Below are 15862 nucleotides of genomic sequence, written 5' to 3' on the forward strand. Positions count from 1 at the left end.
CCGGTGCAGCGCGTCGCAGATTGAATAGATGTCGATCACGTGTGAATTCTCTTCGGCCATAGTAGCGTTGCGCCGGTGGCTCGCGGCCATTGGGGTATTTTCCGGGGTCGTCAACGTTCTCGCCTTGACCGGCTCGATTTTTATGCTGCAGGTCTATGACCGCGTACTAACGAGCCGCAGCATTCCCACACTGGTGGCGTTGGCGGCAATAGCCATCGCGTTCTATTTCATACAAGGCATCTTGGACATCGCGCGCGCCCGTCTGCTTGTACGACTGGGATCTCGTCTCGACCAGCTTCTCGCCGATAGGATCTATGCGGCCAGCCTTGAGCTACCACTCCGATTCAACGGAATTGACGCTCAAGCGCAGCCGGTCCGCGATCTAGACACAGTGCGCGCTTTTTTAAGCGGGCAGGGCCCGGTTGCTCTGATGGATATCCCGTGGATGCCGATCTACTTAGCGTTCGTGTTCATCTTGCATCCGTGGCTTGGCTGGCTAGCGAGCGCTGGAGCACTTGTACTGATTGTTATGGCCGCGTCGACCGAGTTCCTGTCACGAAGACCGGCAGCGAAAGCGCAGACTTTTGCCCTGAAGCGCCATGCGCTCGCGGAATCCGGCAGACGTAACGCTGAGGTCTTGCGAGCGATGGGCTTCGCCCACCGCATCGCGTCACAATGGCAGAGCGTCAATGCAACCCACCTTTCAGCCCACCAGAATGCCAGCGACGTATCCAGTTCGCTTGGGGCTGCGGCCAAAGTCTTCCGGATGATCCTTCAGTCAGCCATGCTGGCGTTGGGAGCGTGGCTGACTATTTTGGGGGAGGTTTCTGGTGGCGCAATTATAGCCAGCTCTATCATATCTTCGCGGGCGCTTGCGCCGGTGGACACCGCGATCGCGCAGTGGAAGTCTTTCGTCGCCGCCCGGGGCGCAAAGCACCGTTTGGCAAAACTGCTTTCGTGCGTGCCAGCAGTCGTACCTCCGATGCCGCTGCCAGCTCCTTGCAAAAGCCTTGCCCTTGAAGCTGTCAGTGTCACTCCACCTGGCTCGACTGCGGCGGCGGCGCAGAACGTATCGTTCGCGTTGAAAGCAGGTGACGCAATGGGCCTCGTGGGCCATAGCGCCGCGGGCAAGTCGACGCTTGTCCGGGGGATCGTTGGTGCTTGGCACGTGGCGCGTGGGAAAATCCGGCTCGATGGCGCCAGCATCGATAACTGGTGCCCGATGGAATTAGGGCGGCACATTGGGTATCTACCGCAGGATGTGTCTCTCTTCGAGGGTAGCATTGCCGAGAATATCGCTCGTTTCGAAGAAAGCGCCGATCCAAACAGCATTGTGGCGGCAGCAAAGGATGCCGCTGTGCACGAGATGATTCTCAAGCTCCCCCAAGGCTACGATACGAGGGTAGGAGAAGGTGGATCGATGCTATCAGCTGGTCAGCGGCAGCGAATTGGTCTCGCCCGCGCGCTGTTCGGATCACCTTTTCTTGTCGTGCTCGATGAGCCAAATTCTAACCTCGATGCGGATGGTGAAGCTGCATTGACGGCGGCCATCGAGAGCGTCCGCCTGCGGCGAGGCATTGTCATCGTTGTCGCCCATAGGCCCAGTGCATTAGCGAACGTAAATCTAGTCGGAGTGATGGCTGGCGGTACCTTGCAGGCATTTGGACCAAAGGCCGAAATCTTGCGCAAGACAGTTGCGCCGGGGAAAGGAGGTTCAGGCCCGGCTCTACAAGCGATGTCCTCCAAGCCATGCCATGCAGGGACGAACGCGTGAAGATGGTCGAGACGTCAGAAAATTCCGCGCTTCCTTCGATGAGACGACACGTGATCTTAGGATTTTTGGTATGCGTTCTCCTCGTTGTGGGATTTGGCGGCTGGGCCACCACCGCTGAACTTGCCGGCGCGGTCATAGCGCCAGGCTCTGTCGTCGTAGACACCAACCTTAAAAAGGTTCAGCACCCCACGGGGGGCGTCGTATCCGAGTTGAACGTTCGCAACGGCGATCAGGTGCGCGCCGGTGATGTCCTTGCCCGCCTTGACGACACCGTGACGCGCTCAAACCTCGCCATGGTCACCAAAAGCATTGACGAACTGGAGGGTCGGCGTGCCCGACTTGAAGCCGAGCGTGACGGCAATACCACTGTAGTTTTTCCTGAGCCGCTGAAGGCCAGGGAGCGGGAAGAAGACGTTCAAAAGATTCTTCTTGGCGAGCGTCGTCTCTTTGATGCCAGAAGCGTCGCGCGGAGAGGACAGAAATCGCAATTGACAGAACGCGTCAACCAACTGCTGGAGGAAATCGAAGGGCTCCAAGCGCAAAGGGGTTCTAAGGAAGATCAGATCCGTCTCATCCGCAAGGAGCTCGAAGGAGTATCTTCGCTCTACGCGCGCAATCTTGTCCCGCTGACCCGCTTAGTCGCGTTGCAAAGAGAAGAAGCGCGACTGGAAGGAGAGAGAGGCCAGATCGTCGCCTCCTCCGCGCAGGCGAGGGGAAAGATAGCCGAGACGAAATTGCAGATCATTCAACTCGACCAGGATCTGCGCTCCGAGGTGCTGAAGGAGCTCCGGGAGATCGAGGCCAAAATTGGCGAACTGGTGGAGCGCAAAGTCTCCGCCGAGGACCAGCTCAAACGCATCGATATCCGCGCTCCGCAAACGGGCATAGTTCATGAGCTGGCAGTGCATACGGTGGGCGGTGTAGTCGGCCCTTCAGAGGTGGTGATGCTGATCGTGCCGATAGGAGACACGTTGGAGATCGAGGCGAACATCGCACCGCAAGACATTGACCACGCGGCAGTCGGACAAGAAGCGACGGTTCGCTTGTCCGCATTCAATCAGCGCACGACACCTGAGCTTTTCGGCCACGTGAGCCGGATTTCTGCCGATCTGACAAAGGATTCAGCGTCAGGCTTGTCCTACTATACGACGCGTGTCAGGCTGTCCGATGCGGAGCTCGCGCGGCTCAATGGACTGAAGCTAGTTCCCGGTATGCCGGTCGAAGTCCACATTCGAACGCCGGAGCGAACGGCGATGTCGTATTTTTTAAAGCCGCTATCAGATCAGATAGCGCGCGCTTTTAAGGAAGATTGACCCCCTTTTTGATGTCTCCCTTGTTGACCATCCCGATGCCAAATGAGAGATCGCAGCGTTTGGCGCTGTAGGATTGCACGTCAGCTATTGTGAAGGCTTTCCGACGACGGCCCACGTGCACCTGGCCGCGTCCCAGAGGGCCGTCCTCCGAAACCCTTCACAAATGCGGACTAGCCCGAGAGTACTGGGCCGCCTTTTGCAGGTTGCAGATGGGCTGGTGCACCGTGCTCACTTGCTCTGTTAAGCAACTACGCCTTGCGCATGGCGCAGGTGATCATTTGAGCAGTTGCTCATGAGCCTAACTGCCCGGTGAGGCAGTCATCGACCTCTCTTGCCAGCGGCGTCGAGCGCGATCCTGACGAGCCGCCTGATGGCTTCTGCTCTGGTCGGAAGATCCTCTTGAGCGCGGCGCCAATCGTCGATCCCGGACAGCTCCTCGTCGTGCCAGCGCGCACCCACCTGGGTGCCGACACCCGTTGAGACAGGGCGTCCTCGTTGTTTATTGGTACCACGATTTGACTTTGTCATGGTATCCTGGTATCACCATAGTCGCGGAACGCAAGAGCTTGTTGTTGAAAGTGGTGCGAGACCTAGGGTTTTCGATCCACTCGCTCGAAGCCAGCAAAAACAAGCTCTGAGCCTGGATAGAAACTTGGTGCGAAACTGACATGCAGAGAATCGGCTACGCGCGAGTATCCACAGCCTCGCAGAACCTGGACCGGCAGATCGCCGCGTTGAGAGCGGCCGGCTGCGTAGTGATCTTTCGAGAGAAGGCGAGCGGCAAGGCAACGAAGGGCCGCCCTCAGCTCGAGAAGGCGATCGATGCACTCGGCACTGGCGATTGCTTGGTGGTCGCCGAATGGGACCGGGCGACGCGATCGATGTTGGACGGGATTGCGATCATTGAGCGCATTCACGCCCGTGGCTCGGTCGTACAAGTTTTGGACAAGCCGCACCTCGACCTCACGACGCCTTTGGGTCGGGGCCTCATTGCCCTCATTAGTGCCATGGCGGAAGACGAACGTCAGCGTATCGTCAAACGCTCCAAGGACGGCCTGGCTGCAGCAAAGGCCCGCGGCGCAAAATTCGGACGCAAGCCCAAACTTACCCCGTACCAGCAGGCAGAGGCACTGCGACGCCTCGAAGCTGGCGAAAGCGCTAGGGCCATCGGCAAGTCCTACGGGACCCACCACGCGACGATCTCGCGCCTCCGGTAGCCCTATCATTCATCCATGGGGGAGTCCCCCCTCAAATCAATCGCCCGTTCGCTGCCGTTAGGCGCTCCGGCGGGTCCGATCCACCCCACACAAAGGTGTAGTCATGCGTACCAAGCCAGACCCCACCCACCCCTTGCGCAACACCCGCCATGAGGCCTTCGTTCAGGCCCTGCTCAGGGGGGAGACTCAAGACGCCGCGTATGCCTCCGCAGGGTATACCCCAAGCCGACACAGTGCCGCCCGTTTGGCAACAAATGACAACATCCGCGCGCGTCTAGCCTACCTACGGTCCAAGGTTGCATCCATCGTCGTCGAGAAGACGGGCGTCACGATCGCCGATGTCGTAGCAGAGCTCGCAAAGCTCGGCTTCTCGAACATGAGAGACTACGTCTCGATTTCGCATGGTGGGCAGGTGCAGGTCGACGTGGCGCAGGCGCCCGATCGCAAATGGGCCGCCATTCAGGAGTTCACGAGCGAGACCTACACAGAAGGCAAGGGCGAGGATGCCCGGATCGTGACCCGCACCCGAATCAAGCTCCACTCCAAGGAGAGCGCTCTGGTCAGCATCGGCAAGCACCTTGGTATGTTCGACAAGGAGAAGGACCCAGGCGCAGCGGATGCGGCTTTGCAGCCCAAGGCCCCATCGCACGAGCGCCTTGAGGAGATGCGCCGGCGGTATGCGCCCAAGTCCAAGCCGGAAATCCACTAGATCGAGAACGGATTGAGATGGCCGATGACCCTAACGTCGCTAGGCGCTTCGGCGGCTGACAACCCATTGCGACGGCTGTTTCGCCGAGATTCCTGACATCTAAAAACTCCTGTGTAAAGTTCGCAGCAGTACTAACCGTGCGGCTGCACCGCCCCCGAAAGCGGACATCGGCTATCTTTGCGACTTACCTCCTCGCGTCGTTCGCCATGAGAGGTTTTAGATATTGCGGCCTCAGGCCCATTAGGAGATCAAGGAGGACCGACAGCCCGTCCTGACCGTTGCTGCGCGGGACGTCGTTGAGCTGCTGCGTCGGAATGGTCGAGGAAGCGTGGACATGGTCCGAAGATGGCTCAGTGAAGAGTTTTCTCCAGACGATCAGGTCTGATCGGAGACATCTTCTGCTATGCTCAGTCCAGCATTGACCAGCCCCGCGCGCTGCGCGGCTAGCACGGCTTCGAGCGCGGGTTTCGCCTGCTTGGGGGACGGCTTGCGTTCCCATCCCCCTGCCGCGTAGCCCGCGAGAGTCCTGCAAATTCCAGCGACGGTCCAATGGATGAGGCCGGTCTTCTGGCCACGTTCAGCAACTTCCATCCACACGGAGCTGGGGATTTCCATGCAGCGGGCAATCCGATCATAATCTGCGACGGAATGCGCGCCGCGGTTGGGCAGCATGACCGCGTCACCGGCCTTGGCAGTCAATGCCTGGAACGACAGCTCCGGGGGTAGGGGTTCAGTGAACTGCGGGAGCTGCGTTTGAAGATCCTTCCAGCAGTCCGCCTTCTTGAACCATTCACTTGGGTTCTTGTTGCCTGCGGAGGCGCGCATGAGAGCATCAAACTTCGGCGCCCAATCACCGATCAACTGTTCCAGTTCAAGGCTCACGGACTGCTTCGACCATATGCGGTCAAAGTCGAGACGCCCGCCACTGCGATGCGAAAGACCCGCAACGACGTAGGCCGTTATCTGTGCGCCATAGGCAGGGAATTTCATGCTGCGGATCTTCTTCTCGGCGGCCCGGTACAGCACGGCAATGGCAACGAGACGCTTGAACCAGGATTGGTCAGGGGGTGGCGGCGGCTCATCCTTGAGACGTTGCATGAAGTTCTGAAAATTCTTCTGGCCCCCGAGGCAGACCTTGTCTGGCAGCCCGGACCAGGCACCGAGATAGCGCGCGACGTCGAGCTTGCTGAGGCGACGTTGCTTGGGCGTCTGCTGACGGAACGATTTCTGATCCGTCTTGCGAAGCGCGGCCTTCTGTTCTGCCGCGACGTAGGACCCCCGCGCGCGTTCATAGAACCAGCGCCCCTTGCCGTCCTCGAGCCACGTCGTATTCGCTAGAGTTTCGATCTGCTGATGGAACGGATCGTTTGCGGAGAAGTCCGCAAGCTGGACTGTGTTCTGCCGATTCGCCGCGCGGGAGATCGAGGAGACCATTTCGCTAAGGTCGGCGCCTCCGACCTTGATGATCTTCACAGGAACTGAAACCTGGTCGAGTTTCAGACCGTCCTTGCGCCTCGCGCGATGGAGGGACGCCGTGGTCTGCCCGCCGTTGACAATCTGCAGGCCTTTCAGCGAGCGGATTTCCAGTCCGCCGGCATCGTTCGCAACGACGTCGAGATCGTCCACGGTTGCGACGATGCCGTTGTTGAACGCAAGGAACATCGTAGGCTGGTCGGCGATCGTGCGTCTGAGCTCGGCATTGACGCTCTTGCGACCTTGAAGCCCCAGAAACGCGCGAACGTTGAGCTCAAGCAGGCGTACGCCATAGCGGTCGTAGACCTGCGAGAGAACATCGCCGGGAAGCACCGCCAGATAGGCGTCATATTCGCCGTTCTGGGTTGGCACGTGCAAACACGGGAGTGGCCGGCCGGACATCGAAACGAGGTCGACTGTGATGTCGGCACGTGTTTCACCCTGGCCAAGCACCCGGAACAGCCGGACGATATCGTAGGCTTCAAACTCCAGCGGCTTCCCACGCCATTCGGCCGGCGGGGTGAAACTGCCAACCACACCGTCGGTCAGCAGGATAATACGGATCGCAGACAGGTTGTCAGCCTCATTCTCGATGAGCCGCGCAAGATCGCTTGCATCGGTATTGGCCGGCTCCAGCTGCGCGGCGAGTCCATCAACACAAGCACTGGCGAAGCGCAAGGCACGCTCCAGAGCCTTGGTGACATCGGCTGCTGGAAGCTTGCTGGCCGGAAGGTCGCCTAAGTAGATGGTCGTGAAGAGATCCAGACGGGCGCGTTCTTCATCGTAGGCGTACCCATCAATGCGGTACGCAGCGTTCCGGACGCGTCCTTCCTGATAGAGAGGGAAGGTCGCATCGAGATGTCCGGCCTCCTCAAGACGCTCCAGGATCAAGCGGGTGAATACTTCCTGGGAGAACGGCGCATCGGATGAAAGGCTCTCCTCAACCTCGGCGACGATCTCCTGGTGGAACTCGTCGGTCGCGTCTTCAGTCATTACCGAGCTCCTTGATGAAACGCGTCAAGGGTGGCGGTCGCATCCTCCGCGAAAGTGGAGATGCCACGAACTTCGAGCGTATAGGTTGCGTCTGTGATCGCGATTGGCAGTCCGCTGCGGACAAGCCGCGGGAACCCGTCTGCAACCACGTACCCGTCGATCGTCCTGATCTGTACGCGCGGTGCGTTTCGAGCCACGTCGTCTCCTGGCAGCAGCCCACGGCGCAGAAGCAGATTTTCGAAACTGCTGCGGCGCGCTTCATCCGGCAATGCCGCGCTCAGGTCGGCGATAATGTCGCGCAGCGATCGGCCAGCCGGACTTTCAATGAGCCTGACATGGAGAAGATCCAGCCGACGCACGCCTGAAGTGTCCAGCTGATCGAGCCTTGAGATCGTGATCGTGGAGGCAGGACCCAGCCCGGTCTTCACTTCCAGGTCGTGCCCGTCGCGCTGGAAGTCATGAAGACCATCGAGGGGTGCCTGCCACGATGCAAGGCAGTCTGCATCCGCCTCGATCAGCCGCTCCAGGATCAGCAGTTCTCCGATAAGACCGACCGTCTCCGCTCGGGACAGCCCGTCCCGCCTGTCGCGCAGAAACTGGCGCCACGCATCAAGACGCGCGAGAAACTGAGTGAGGGCTGCGTTCTGATCCGGCTGGGACGCTGCCGCGACCACATCGGCGCAGATGGTCGTGAAGAGGTCACGTCTGGCGGCGTCTTCGAGTGAAAGGACAAGCAACGGACCCGAGTCATCGGGAACCGAATTCAGACGCATGCCGCCAAGCTCAAAAAGCGCGTCGGGTGGCAGCGCAGTGTAGAGCATCAGGCATGGTGCGTCATCCATCGCCCGTATGCCCGCACGGATCTCAAGCGGTGTCTCCGCCGAGATGACCCTGGACCTGTACTGGCGCGCGATCGGTGGGGTGCGCGCAAGTTCATCCCAGGCAACCGTGAGGGCATCGAGCCAGCGCGTCATGCGAGCTCACGCTGCTTGACGCTGTTGATCAGGAACACCCGCTTGTCGGCTTCATCGCTGTCGGGGAAGCTGACAACCACGCTGATGACAGGACGGTCCGTGGGGTCGACCTCGGCCAGATCAGGGTCGATCGGATAGATGACCAGCAGGCCGTTCTGTGGCCGCGCCCCTCTCACCTTGCGAATATATTCACCGGATGGCACGTCCGTATCACGTTTGCTTCGTGACCTTCTCTCCGCGTTCGTGCGCGCAAGCGCCTGCGCGAACTCGGTCTCGCTCAGATCGATTGCTTGGTCGAGCGGGCTCAGTGTCGTGCCGATGATGAACCGGTCTTCCGGCAGTGGCTTGCCATTCCTCGGCTGCCTGGGATTGCGTTCCACGCAGCCGTATTTCCGGCCAGCAATCGTGACTTGCTTTTTCGATCCCGTCGCGAGGAATACGGTCCAGTCGGTCAGCTCGGGCGTCGGCATCGCTAGCTGGTCGGTGATGTACGTGGCCAGCTTGTCGCCATTGATCTGCTGGCTTTCGGACGGGAAGGCCAGCGTCCGTAGATATCCGGCGATATCCTGACCCTTGACCCCTTTCCACAGAGTTCCTTGAGCCTTCTTGCCCCCCGAACCTGGTCGCACCGGATTGTCCTGTCCGTCACCCAGGCCGAGGATGAAGTCATCAGTCACATCCGCATTGCGATCAATCGTGGGACGGTCGCGGAACATGACTGTCTGGATCTTGCCCTCACCGGCATAGCTGCTCTGATGTACTTCGGCATGCCGCTGCTTGTTGAGCGCAGTGACTTCCAGAATGTCGTGAACGGCAACCTTCAGCCCGAACTGCTTGGGCGTCGCGTTCTGCATCGCCATCTCGAAGAACTGGGCGCGCAGTTCGCTCTGCGCAGTTGCGACGTAGCGGAACCAGTCTTCCATGTCGCTGGTCGTATATAGCCGACAAAGATCGGCAAAACCGCGCCGATAGCCGAACCAGCGACCCATCTGCAGTAGGCTGTCATATTGCCGCGAAATGCGCAGGAAATAGCTGACTGACAGTCCCTCCAGCGTAAGTCCACGGGACAGCTTGTCGCCGCCGACCGCAATGACCGAATAACCGGTTTCCTTGTACGTATCGTAATCGATATCCGCCTTTGTCTTTCCATTGGCGGTGATGAGCTGGATCTTGTCGGAGCTGTCAGCCAGCTGGGCACGGACCTGATCCCAGGTCACGGGAAGCGTGTTGCGACCATAGATCGTCTTCGCGACATCCCTTGTAGTGGGAACATAGTCGTTTTCCCACACATCCTTCAGGCGCTGCAGCGTTTCCGCGTCGCCATTCGAGATCATGGCGCGCGTTTCATTCAGGTATCGTTCGACCTGACGATGCACTTCGGTGTGGACATCCACGAAGCGCGAGACATGCACGAGCATCGAATTGTGTTCGCGCCCCTGGCCACGCGCAACGCGCGCTGCACAGGTCAGGAGGAAAGCGTCGATTGCCCGTTCAAGGCTCGGTGGGATGACATCCCGGCCGTTGAAGCGCGGTTTGAGTGACTTGTCGTGCTTCTCGGGAATCCACCGTTCGCCAACCTGGTCGAGGGGCCGGACCAGCGGAAGGCCGGGATTGTCGCCGTCATTGGTTCCGAACACCGCGGCCGGACCGAAATAGTCGTCAGGCGGCGTCAGGGAGGCGATGAAGGTCGCGGGGAAAAGATCCGGGCCGTAGTCTTTCGCACCGCGCTCATCATGGATGAAGATGTTGGCGAACGGCGTTGCCGTGTACCCGACATAGACGCGCCGGTCGAATTTCAAGAGAAGCCTGCGGATTTCGCCATTGACCTTCTTCGGGTCGTAGTCTTCGTCGAACGTCCCGTCTTCCAGCAGCGGCTGGTCGCCGGTATCGACGGAAGCCTGATCCGACTCGTCGTCGATGATGAGGACGGGGGCCGCCTTTGATTGGGCTGGCAGGCGTGCGACCCAGCTGTTCAGATTCTTAAGAACTGTCGCATTCTTCTTGACGATGAACAGGCACGGCTTGCTATCGGGTGAGAAATTCGTCTGCTCGGCAAGGCGCAGCGTGAAGTCTCCATTCAGATCCGCCATGGTGAGGCTGTCTGCGCTCAGGCTGCCATTGAAGGTGCCAACCCCGATCTCCAGCCGCGGCTGATTGGGTAGACGGTTCCTGGGATTGGTGTCGTAGCCGAGGACGTCCTGATCGAAGCGCTTCTGGGTCTGAAGGCGCAGTATCTTATGCATGCCCGCGAGAATGATGATGATGCGGTAGCCTGCATCGGCGGCACGATTTACGACGCCTGCGTAGCTCGCCGTCTTGCCGGATTGGACGTCACCGACGACGAGACCGCGCCAGTCCCAGCTGCCTGGGCGTTGCGGGTCATCCATCAGTTCGAGAATTCTCGCGGTGCTGTCCTGCAGCTGTTGAACCGATTCAGTCGGCCATCCGCCGTCTTCCAGCTTTTCCAGGTAGCGCTGCATGAAGGGCCCGGGCTGGCGACGATCGCCGACATACCATGGAGCTGGCCGCGAGCCTTCCTTGTCCTGCAGGACAAGCGCGGGACCTTGCTCGGTGACAAACATGGTGAGCAGCAGCCGTGTCGCGGCTGCGATGTCTTCGGGGCCGACCTGCTTCTGGCTCAAAGCCGCGTAGGCGGGAGCCAGCAGCTGAAGGGCCTGCTCAATGATGGGCTGGGTGATCTCTTCACCGGCTTCCTTCCGCGACATCAGACTGCGCCTTGCAGTTAGTGAAAGATCGGCAGCAATGTCTGTCATGGATGCCCCCCAAGCTTCTGCGCCAGTGACTTCCTCAGTTCCGGCAGTTCTCCAGGAAGGTTTAGAAGAAGCGCGTCAAGTCGCTGATCGATCGTCATGCTGACGGGCAGCATCCTTCCCAGTTCAGCAAGCTGGTCCGCCAGCTGCCCGATCTCGTCAGCGTCGAGCGTCGGGACTTGTGACCCTTCGGACTCCGAGACATCAAGCCAGATGCGTTCAACCGGAACCGAGCGTTCAATGATCGAGAGAATTGCATTCAAGGATCGTGTTCCTCCGGCGGCCGCTATGACCGGATGATCACGATTGATGCGGTATTGCGTGCCTTTTGGGCCGTGCGTTGCCAGCCAGACGGCGGGTACCGTGTGGGGTGCTCCCCGTGTGCGCGGGCCTCGGCCACGAAAAGCGAACACCTCTCGCGCCTCTTCCCGGCACCGTCCAGCGATGGCGGTTAGGCGGGCTCGCAACGCTCCCGGCGGCCGAGCCTGGGACTTGCGTACATCGATGCGCCAGTCCCGATCCAGGCCGGTCGGGAGGTCTACGAGCACCCGAGCAAGGCGGCTGGCTTCATCGCGCGTCCAGGTACGTGCGCCGCCCAGGCCGAGCCAGCTCCCGGCAACCAGAAGACGCTTGTTGCGATAGACGTAAAAGCCCTGCCTCGCGCCCCAGCCGCCAGGACCACCCGCTGCGTTATATTCGGCTTCGTTGGCGAAGCGGTCGCGATGCGGCAGCACATATGGCGTAACGAGAAACGAGGCACCCGCGTGGCGCAGGCGCTCGGAGGGCATCTTGATTGTAGCGGGATGACCGGCCTGGAACGGGTCCCACGGCTTGACCGCCCGATCGTTCAGCAAGATCGTGAGCTGGGATGCATCGCCGCTGATGAAGCGGTGAAAAACCATGCCGAGATGAGCGCGGATATCTTCGACGCGCAGATAGAATGCCTCTTTGGAAAGACCCGCTAGACCGCTCAGTTCGTCGATCTGGTCCCAGATGACCACGGTGCCGCTGGGTCGTCCTTGAAGCTCAGCGACAAGAGCGTGCTCCGGGAGACTCTCAGGTACCAGCGCTATCCACCCGCGCGCCTCGATGACTGAAACGTCGATCGTGGCCGAACTGAGCGAATCTGCAGTCTTGGTAACGAATGTCAGACTGCGGCTCTGAGATAGAGAGGCTGTCTTCAATCCCAATCCGAAGCGGCCGAGATCGTTGTCACTCCGCGCGGTGTCCGGACCGTCACCTCCGAGGCGGAGTGCCTCGGCCAAGCGGGCTTCGTCCATTCCATGGCCATCGTCCAGGACCGCAGCAACCGGCGCACCGTCATTCCATCGCAGATCAATGCTGACCGTCGTGGCGCCCGCGCTGATGCTGTTGTCGACGAGATCGGCGAGTGCTGTCTCAGGAGAATAGCCTATCCCGCGCAGAGAGCCCATAAGGGCAGAAGCCTTCGGTGGAACGCTGATCGTGCGAGTCCCGGGCATGTCAGGCTGCCCGCCGATCAGTTGCCCTTCTTCTTCCGCGCAACGTTCCGCTCAACTGGGACTTGAGAATCTTCGCCACGGCAAAGGCGAGAAGAGGGGGGACGGCATTTCCGATCTGCCGGAATGCAGCGTTCATGGCACCGGCAAACACGAAACCATCGGGAAAAGACTGAAGGCGTGCCGCTTCCCGAACCGAGAGCGTCCGGCGCTGCGCACTGTCATAGTGGATGTGGGAGTAGGTATCCTTGCCCATGTGCGCGGTGAGGGTGCGAGACGGCTTGGACGGGTCAAGCTTCCACCACTTGTTCGGAAACTTTTCCGGATCGTATGGCGGCACAATGCTCGCGCGCAGCTCCTTGTACGCTTTCGCGTCCTTGCGCGTACCAGCCAGCCCTGAGCGCGCAACCGCTTCCTCAAACAGAGCTTCGGCCACCTCGCGCGCGTGCGGATAGTCGCCGCCATGCTTCATCTTCGCGAAGATCGGGAAGTCGCGTGGTGTGAGACGGACCAGATGGCCATCAACGAAATCTGATGTCTCAAAGCCAGGCCAGGCGCGCATGGTGCTGGCGTAGGAGGAAAGGCCGTCCTTAAGGTCACGATAAGGAAGGGTATCGCTGAGCTTGCGCCTGCGGATCACAGAGGGTTCAGCATCATGTTCCTTGATCCGGGGGAGGTCTTCGAGCGCCTCCCTGGTGCCGACTGCCTTTTTAAGGCTCCGATGCGGCGTGGGTATCGCATGAAAATAACGGCTCGTCTTGTCGACGTGCTTGAGCGCGACGCGACGCGAGCCTTCGTATCCCTTGGGCAGATCGAGAAAGTGGATTGGTGCCGGAAATCTTGGGACCTCGTCCAACTCGTTGGCCAGTGCAACGATGAACAGACGTTCGCGGACCTGCGGCACACCAAAGAAGGCGGCGTTCAGAATCGTATATCCGGTCGTGTATCCTGCGCTTTCCAGGGCTTGGCATATTTCCTCAGGGACGTTGTGGCCGCCGAAGTTGAGAATGTCCGGGACGTTCTCAATGAGAATGATCAGCGGCTGCGTGTCCTCCACGTACTGCAGGAAGCGGCGGTAAAGGACTGCACGAGGATCTTTCTGAAACGCATCCTCCTGACCTGCAACAGACCGCAGCTTCGACCGGCCTATGCGAGCGAAGGCTTGGCAGGGTAGACCAGCGGCCAGAAGGTCGAAAGACTCAGCCACAGAAGTCTTCAAGCCGATGTCGGACACGAGCTTCGAGGCTGAGCATCGCTCCATGTCACGCGGTTTTGCCCATTCGCTCTCAGCGGCGTGATCGCCACCAAAGTTCATGGCGTAGCTTCTGGCAGCCTCTGGATCGATTTCAACGTGGGCCGTCAGTTCGAAACCGGCGGACTTAAGTCCGAGTGACAGGCCGCCGCAACCGGAACAGATTTCCAGTGCGCGCGGCGTGGCGCCGGTGCGCAGGCGCGCGATCTTGTTGCGGCGAATCAGTTGGCGAGTGTCGCGCGTCATGGTGCGAGGATTGTGCTGAGTGTGTCGCGTAACGCAAGGGAATCAGCAGTTTCGCATTCCCAGATGACGGCAACGCGCCATCCCATGCTCTCAAGCTGTTCTTTGGCCCGTATGTCCCGCTGAACGTTATTGCTGAATTTGCGGGTCCAAAAATCGATGTTGGACTTCGGAGTATAGGCGTATCTGCAGTTCGGATGCCTGTGCCAGAAGCAGCCATTGACAAAGACCGCCAACCGCAGCCGAGGAAATGAAAGGTCCGGTGTTCCGGGCAATTGTTTGCGATGCAATCTGAACCTGTAGCCCAGCTGGTGAGCTGTACGACGTACGATCAGTTCAGGCTTGGTACTCTTACCCCTGATCCGGGCCATCATTCGAGATCGATCGCTGGGAGCAACAATATCCATGATTCTGGCAAAGCGTTCCATCAACAAGTTGCGGTGAACTTATCGAGCTTCATCGCTTGCTTCCGATGGTATCCACTACGCACCGCATAATCTCAACATCTTATTGTACCAGACGCGTCGCCGGTCGAGCTACCTGTGCCCGATGCCACACCTCGGCCGGTTGGCGAAGTTGATCAGAGTCCCACACCCTTTCAAGCGGGTCGGTGCCTGATTATCCGGTAAAGGTAACTCATTCGCCCAGGAACGACGAAGGCATCTCGATATTAGTGGCGCTCAAACTAGCGCCTTGGAACTCCCCGCGCATCTAGCCGCCGGGGCTGTGCTCAGTTGCGAGGACAGGCGGCGCACTATTCGGGCTCGTGCGCTTCGGGCGGAGCAGGCTTGCTTTCATCGCGTAGGCACTTGGCGAGCTTGTTGAAGAGGTGCGGATGCCCGCGCGAATGCGCGGGGTCGCGATTGATTGTGCTGATAAGCTCGTGGTCGTCCTTGGAGGCAATATGAATGTTGCCCTGTTCTTCGTCGTACCAGACGCGCACGGCAAGGCTGACTGATTTGGCGGTCATCTGCTCTTCCTACCTGTACTTGCCGAATAGTTTTTCGGTGATCATGCAGTTTGGTGATGGCTCCTCTGCCGAGATGACCACCATGAGCTTGTCGTCGGCGTCCTGCACGGGAAAGACATCGTATTCCTTGTACTGGTTCATCGGCTCGTTGCAGGAGGCGCCGAATTTAAAGACGCCGCCGGTGATGGTGTGCTCGTTGCCCTTATAGGTGATCATCACGATAAAGGGCGTGCCGGGCTTACGCGGGCCGATCGTCCATTTCAGCATGTCGTAATCGTAAAACAGCGCCTCGCGCTGGTATTTTTTCGAACACAGCTTGTCGACGATCGGTTGCATTTGGGCGTGCTGGCCCTGCATCTTATTGAGCATGCACTCTTCATAGGATGTTTCCTGAGGCTCGCCCCACGCTGTCAGGAGCGTGAGGCTGGCAGCGACCAGTACTGCTGTGCGGACATTCATGGTGGCTTCCCCCGAAGCATAGGCGCTGGAAGTATAGCGCAAGCTGGAAGCACGCTCAGCGGATCGGCTAACAATGTTGTGCGTGATTTTGCGAGGGTGCTGAGGCCCCTGAGCCAGCTTTCGCGTGAGACGACGTTCGCCGATGCGTGCGACGGCCGGTTTGCCGCCCGAAGCAGACTCTGCAGGGTATTTGACAGGTGAAACGTGCTCAGACGTGCGACGACTTCCGCAATTGG

At 59.6% G+C, this 15862-nt stretch carries 13 protein-coding genes; 5 read left to right on the forward strand and 8 right to left on the reverse strand.

Translation table 11 applies throughout. The features are described from left to right. Positions 1-28 precede the first annotated feature (28 nt). The 5 genes from ACP15D_RS08500 (at position 29) to ACP15D_RS08520 (ending at position 5013) form a co-directional block, all read left to right on the forward strand. Positions 29-1774, forward strand: coding sequence for a type I secretion system permease/ATPase (locus ACP15D_RS08500; protein WP_424957098.1), 1746 nt, complete (start codon positions 29-31; stop codon positions 1772-1774). A 2-nt stretch (positions 1775-1776) separates the two neighbouring features. After that, positions 1777-3087 (forward strand): HlyD family type I secretion periplasmic adaptor subunit, encoded by a 1311-nt coding sequence (locus ACP15D_RS08505; protein ID WP_424959196.1) that lies wholly within the window; start codon positions 1777-1779, stop codon positions 3085-3087. A 309-nt stretch (positions 3088-3396) separates the two neighbouring features. Further along, positions 3397-3567, forward strand: coding sequence for a hypothetical protein (locus tag ACP15D_RS08510; RefSeq protein ID WP_424957099.1), 171 nt, complete (start codon positions 3397-3399; stop codon positions 3565-3567). Between the two features lie 188 nt (positions 3568-3755). Further along, the gene (locus tag ACP15D_RS08515) at positions 3756-4304 is read left to right on the forward strand and encodes a recombinase family protein (RefSeq protein WP_424957100.1); all 549 of its coding nucleotides are present in this window, start codon (positions 3756-3758) and stop codon (positions 4302-4304) included. Positions 4305-4407: 103 nt separating this feature from the next. Continuing rightward, a complete protein-coding gene (locus ACP15D_RS08520) occupies positions 4408-5013 on the forward strand; it encodes a terminase small subunit (protein WP_424957102.1) in 606 nt (201 codons plus the stop codon). Between the two features lie 375 nt (positions 5014-5388). On the opposite strand, the gene ACP15D_RS08525 is transcribed toward ACP15D_RS08520, so the two are convergent. The 8 genes from ACP15D_RS08525 to ACP15D_RS08560 all read right to left on the reverse strand — a co-directional run bounded on the left by ACP15D_RS08525 (position 5389) and on the right by ACP15D_RS08560 (position 15626). After that, positions 5389-7479 carry an AIPR family protein gene (locus ACP15D_RS08525; RefSeq protein ID WP_424957103.1) on the reverse strand — a complete coding sequence of 697 codons (2091 nt, stop codon included), beginning with the start codon at positions 7477-7479 and terminating at the stop codon, positions 5389-5391. After that, positions 7479-8453 (reverse strand): PD-(D/E)XK motif protein, encoded by a 975-nt coding sequence (locus ACP15D_RS08530; RefSeq protein WP_424957104.1) that lies wholly within the window; start codon positions 8451-8453, stop codon positions 7479-7481. The genes ACP15D_RS08525 and ACP15D_RS08530 overlap by 1 nt, the downstream gene beginning before the upstream one ends. After that, positions 8450-11179, reverse strand: coding sequence for a Z1 domain-containing protein (locus ACP15D_RS08535; RefSeq protein ID WP_424957105.1), 2730 nt, complete (start codon positions 11177-11179; stop codon positions 8450-8452). The genes ACP15D_RS08530 and ACP15D_RS08535 overlap by 4 nt, the downstream gene beginning before the upstream one ends. A gap of 44 nt (positions 11180-11223) precedes the next feature. Further along, on the reverse strand, positions 11224-12705 hold the full coding sequence (locus ACP15D_RS08540; RefSeq protein WP_424957106.1) for an ATP-binding protein: 1482 nt from the start codon (positions 12703-12705) through the stop codon (positions 11224-11226). Position 12706: 1 nt separating this feature from the next. Then, the gene (locus ACP15D_RS08545; protein WP_424957107.1) at positions 12707-14200 is read right to left on the reverse strand and encodes a DNA cytosine methyltransferase; all 1494 of its coding nucleotides are present in this window, start codon (positions 14198-14200) and stop codon (positions 12707-12709) included. Continuing rightward, positions 14197-14625, reverse strand: coding sequence for a very short patch repair endonuclease (locus ACP15D_RS08550; protein WP_424957108.1), 429 nt, complete (start codon positions 14623-14625; stop codon positions 14197-14199). Before ACP15D_RS08550 ends, ACP15D_RS08545 begins: the two co-directional genes overlap by 4 nt. A 326-nt stretch (positions 14626-14951) precedes the next feature. Continuing rightward, positions 14952-15167, reverse strand: a complete 216-nt coding sequence (locus ACP15D_RS08555) for a hypothetical protein (RefSeq protein WP_424957109.1) — start codon at positions 15165-15167, stop codon at positions 14952-14954. 9 nt (positions 15168-15176) lie between these two features. Continuing rightward, the gene (locus tag ACP15D_RS08560; protein ID WP_424957110.1) at positions 15177-15626 is read right to left on the reverse strand and encodes a hypothetical protein; all 450 of its coding nucleotides are present in this window, start codon (positions 15624-15626) and stop codon (positions 15177-15179) included. Between the last annotated feature and the right edge of the window lie 236 nt (positions 15627-15862).

Origin of the sequence: Hyphomicrobium sp. 1Nfss2.1, assembly GCF_965243865.1 — a bacterium.
Classification (GTDB): Bacteria; Pseudomonadota; Alphaproteobacteria; order Rhizobiales; family Hyphomicrobiaceae; genus Hyphomicrobium_A.

Excerpts from the sequence above, each read along its gene's own strand:
- ACP15D_RS08530 (WP_424957104.1), bottom strand. The coding sequence starts at position 8,453 with ATGACGCGCTGGCTCGATGCCCTCACGGTTGCCTGGGATGAACTTGCG.
- ACP15D_RS08520 (WP_424957102.1), top strand. The coding sequence starts at position 4,408 with ATGCGTACCAAGCCAGACCCCACCCACCCCTTGCGCAACACCCGCCAT.
- ACP15D_RS08555 (WP_424957109.1), bottom strand. The coding sequence starts at position 15,167 with ATGACCGCCAAATCAGTCAGCCTTGCCGTGCGCGTCTGGTACGACGAA.
- ACP15D_RS08505 (WP_424959196.1), top strand. The coding sequence starts at position 1,777 with ATGGTCGAGACGTCAGAAAATTCCGCGCTTCCTTCGATGAGACGACAC.
- ACP15D_RS08525 (WP_424957103.1), bottom strand. The coding sequence starts at position 7,479 with ATGACTGAAGACGCGACCGACGAGTTCCACCAGGAGATCGTCGCCGAG.
- ACP15D_RS08535 (WP_424957105.1), bottom strand. The coding sequence starts at position 11,179 with ATGTCGCGGAAGGAAGCCGGTGAAGAGATCACCCAGCCCATCATTGAG.
- ACP15D_RS08540 (WP_424957106.1), bottom strand. The coding sequence starts at position 12,705 with ATGCCCGGGACTCGCACGATCAGCGTTCCACCGAAGGCTTCTGCCCTT.
- ACP15D_RS08515 (WP_424957100.1), top strand. The coding sequence starts at position 3,756 with ATGCAGAGAATCGGCTACGCGCGAGTATCCACAGCCTCGCAGAACCTG.
- ACP15D_RS08545 (WP_424957107.1), bottom strand. The coding sequence starts at position 14,200 with ATGACGCGCGACACTCGCCAACTGATTCGCCGCAACAAGATCGCGCGC.
- ACP15D_RS08500 (WP_424957098.1), top strand. The coding sequence starts at position 29 with ATGTCGATCACGTGTGAATTCTCTTCGGCCATAGTAGCGTTGCGCCGG.
- ACP15D_RS08560 (WP_424957110.1), bottom strand. The coding sequence starts at position 15,626 with ATGAATGTCCGCACAGCAGTACTGGTCGCTGCCAGCCTCACGCTCCTG.
- ACP15D_RS08550 (WP_424957108.1), bottom strand. The coding sequence starts at position 14,625 with ATGGAACGCTTTGCCAGAATCATGGATATTGTTGCTCCCAGCGATCGA.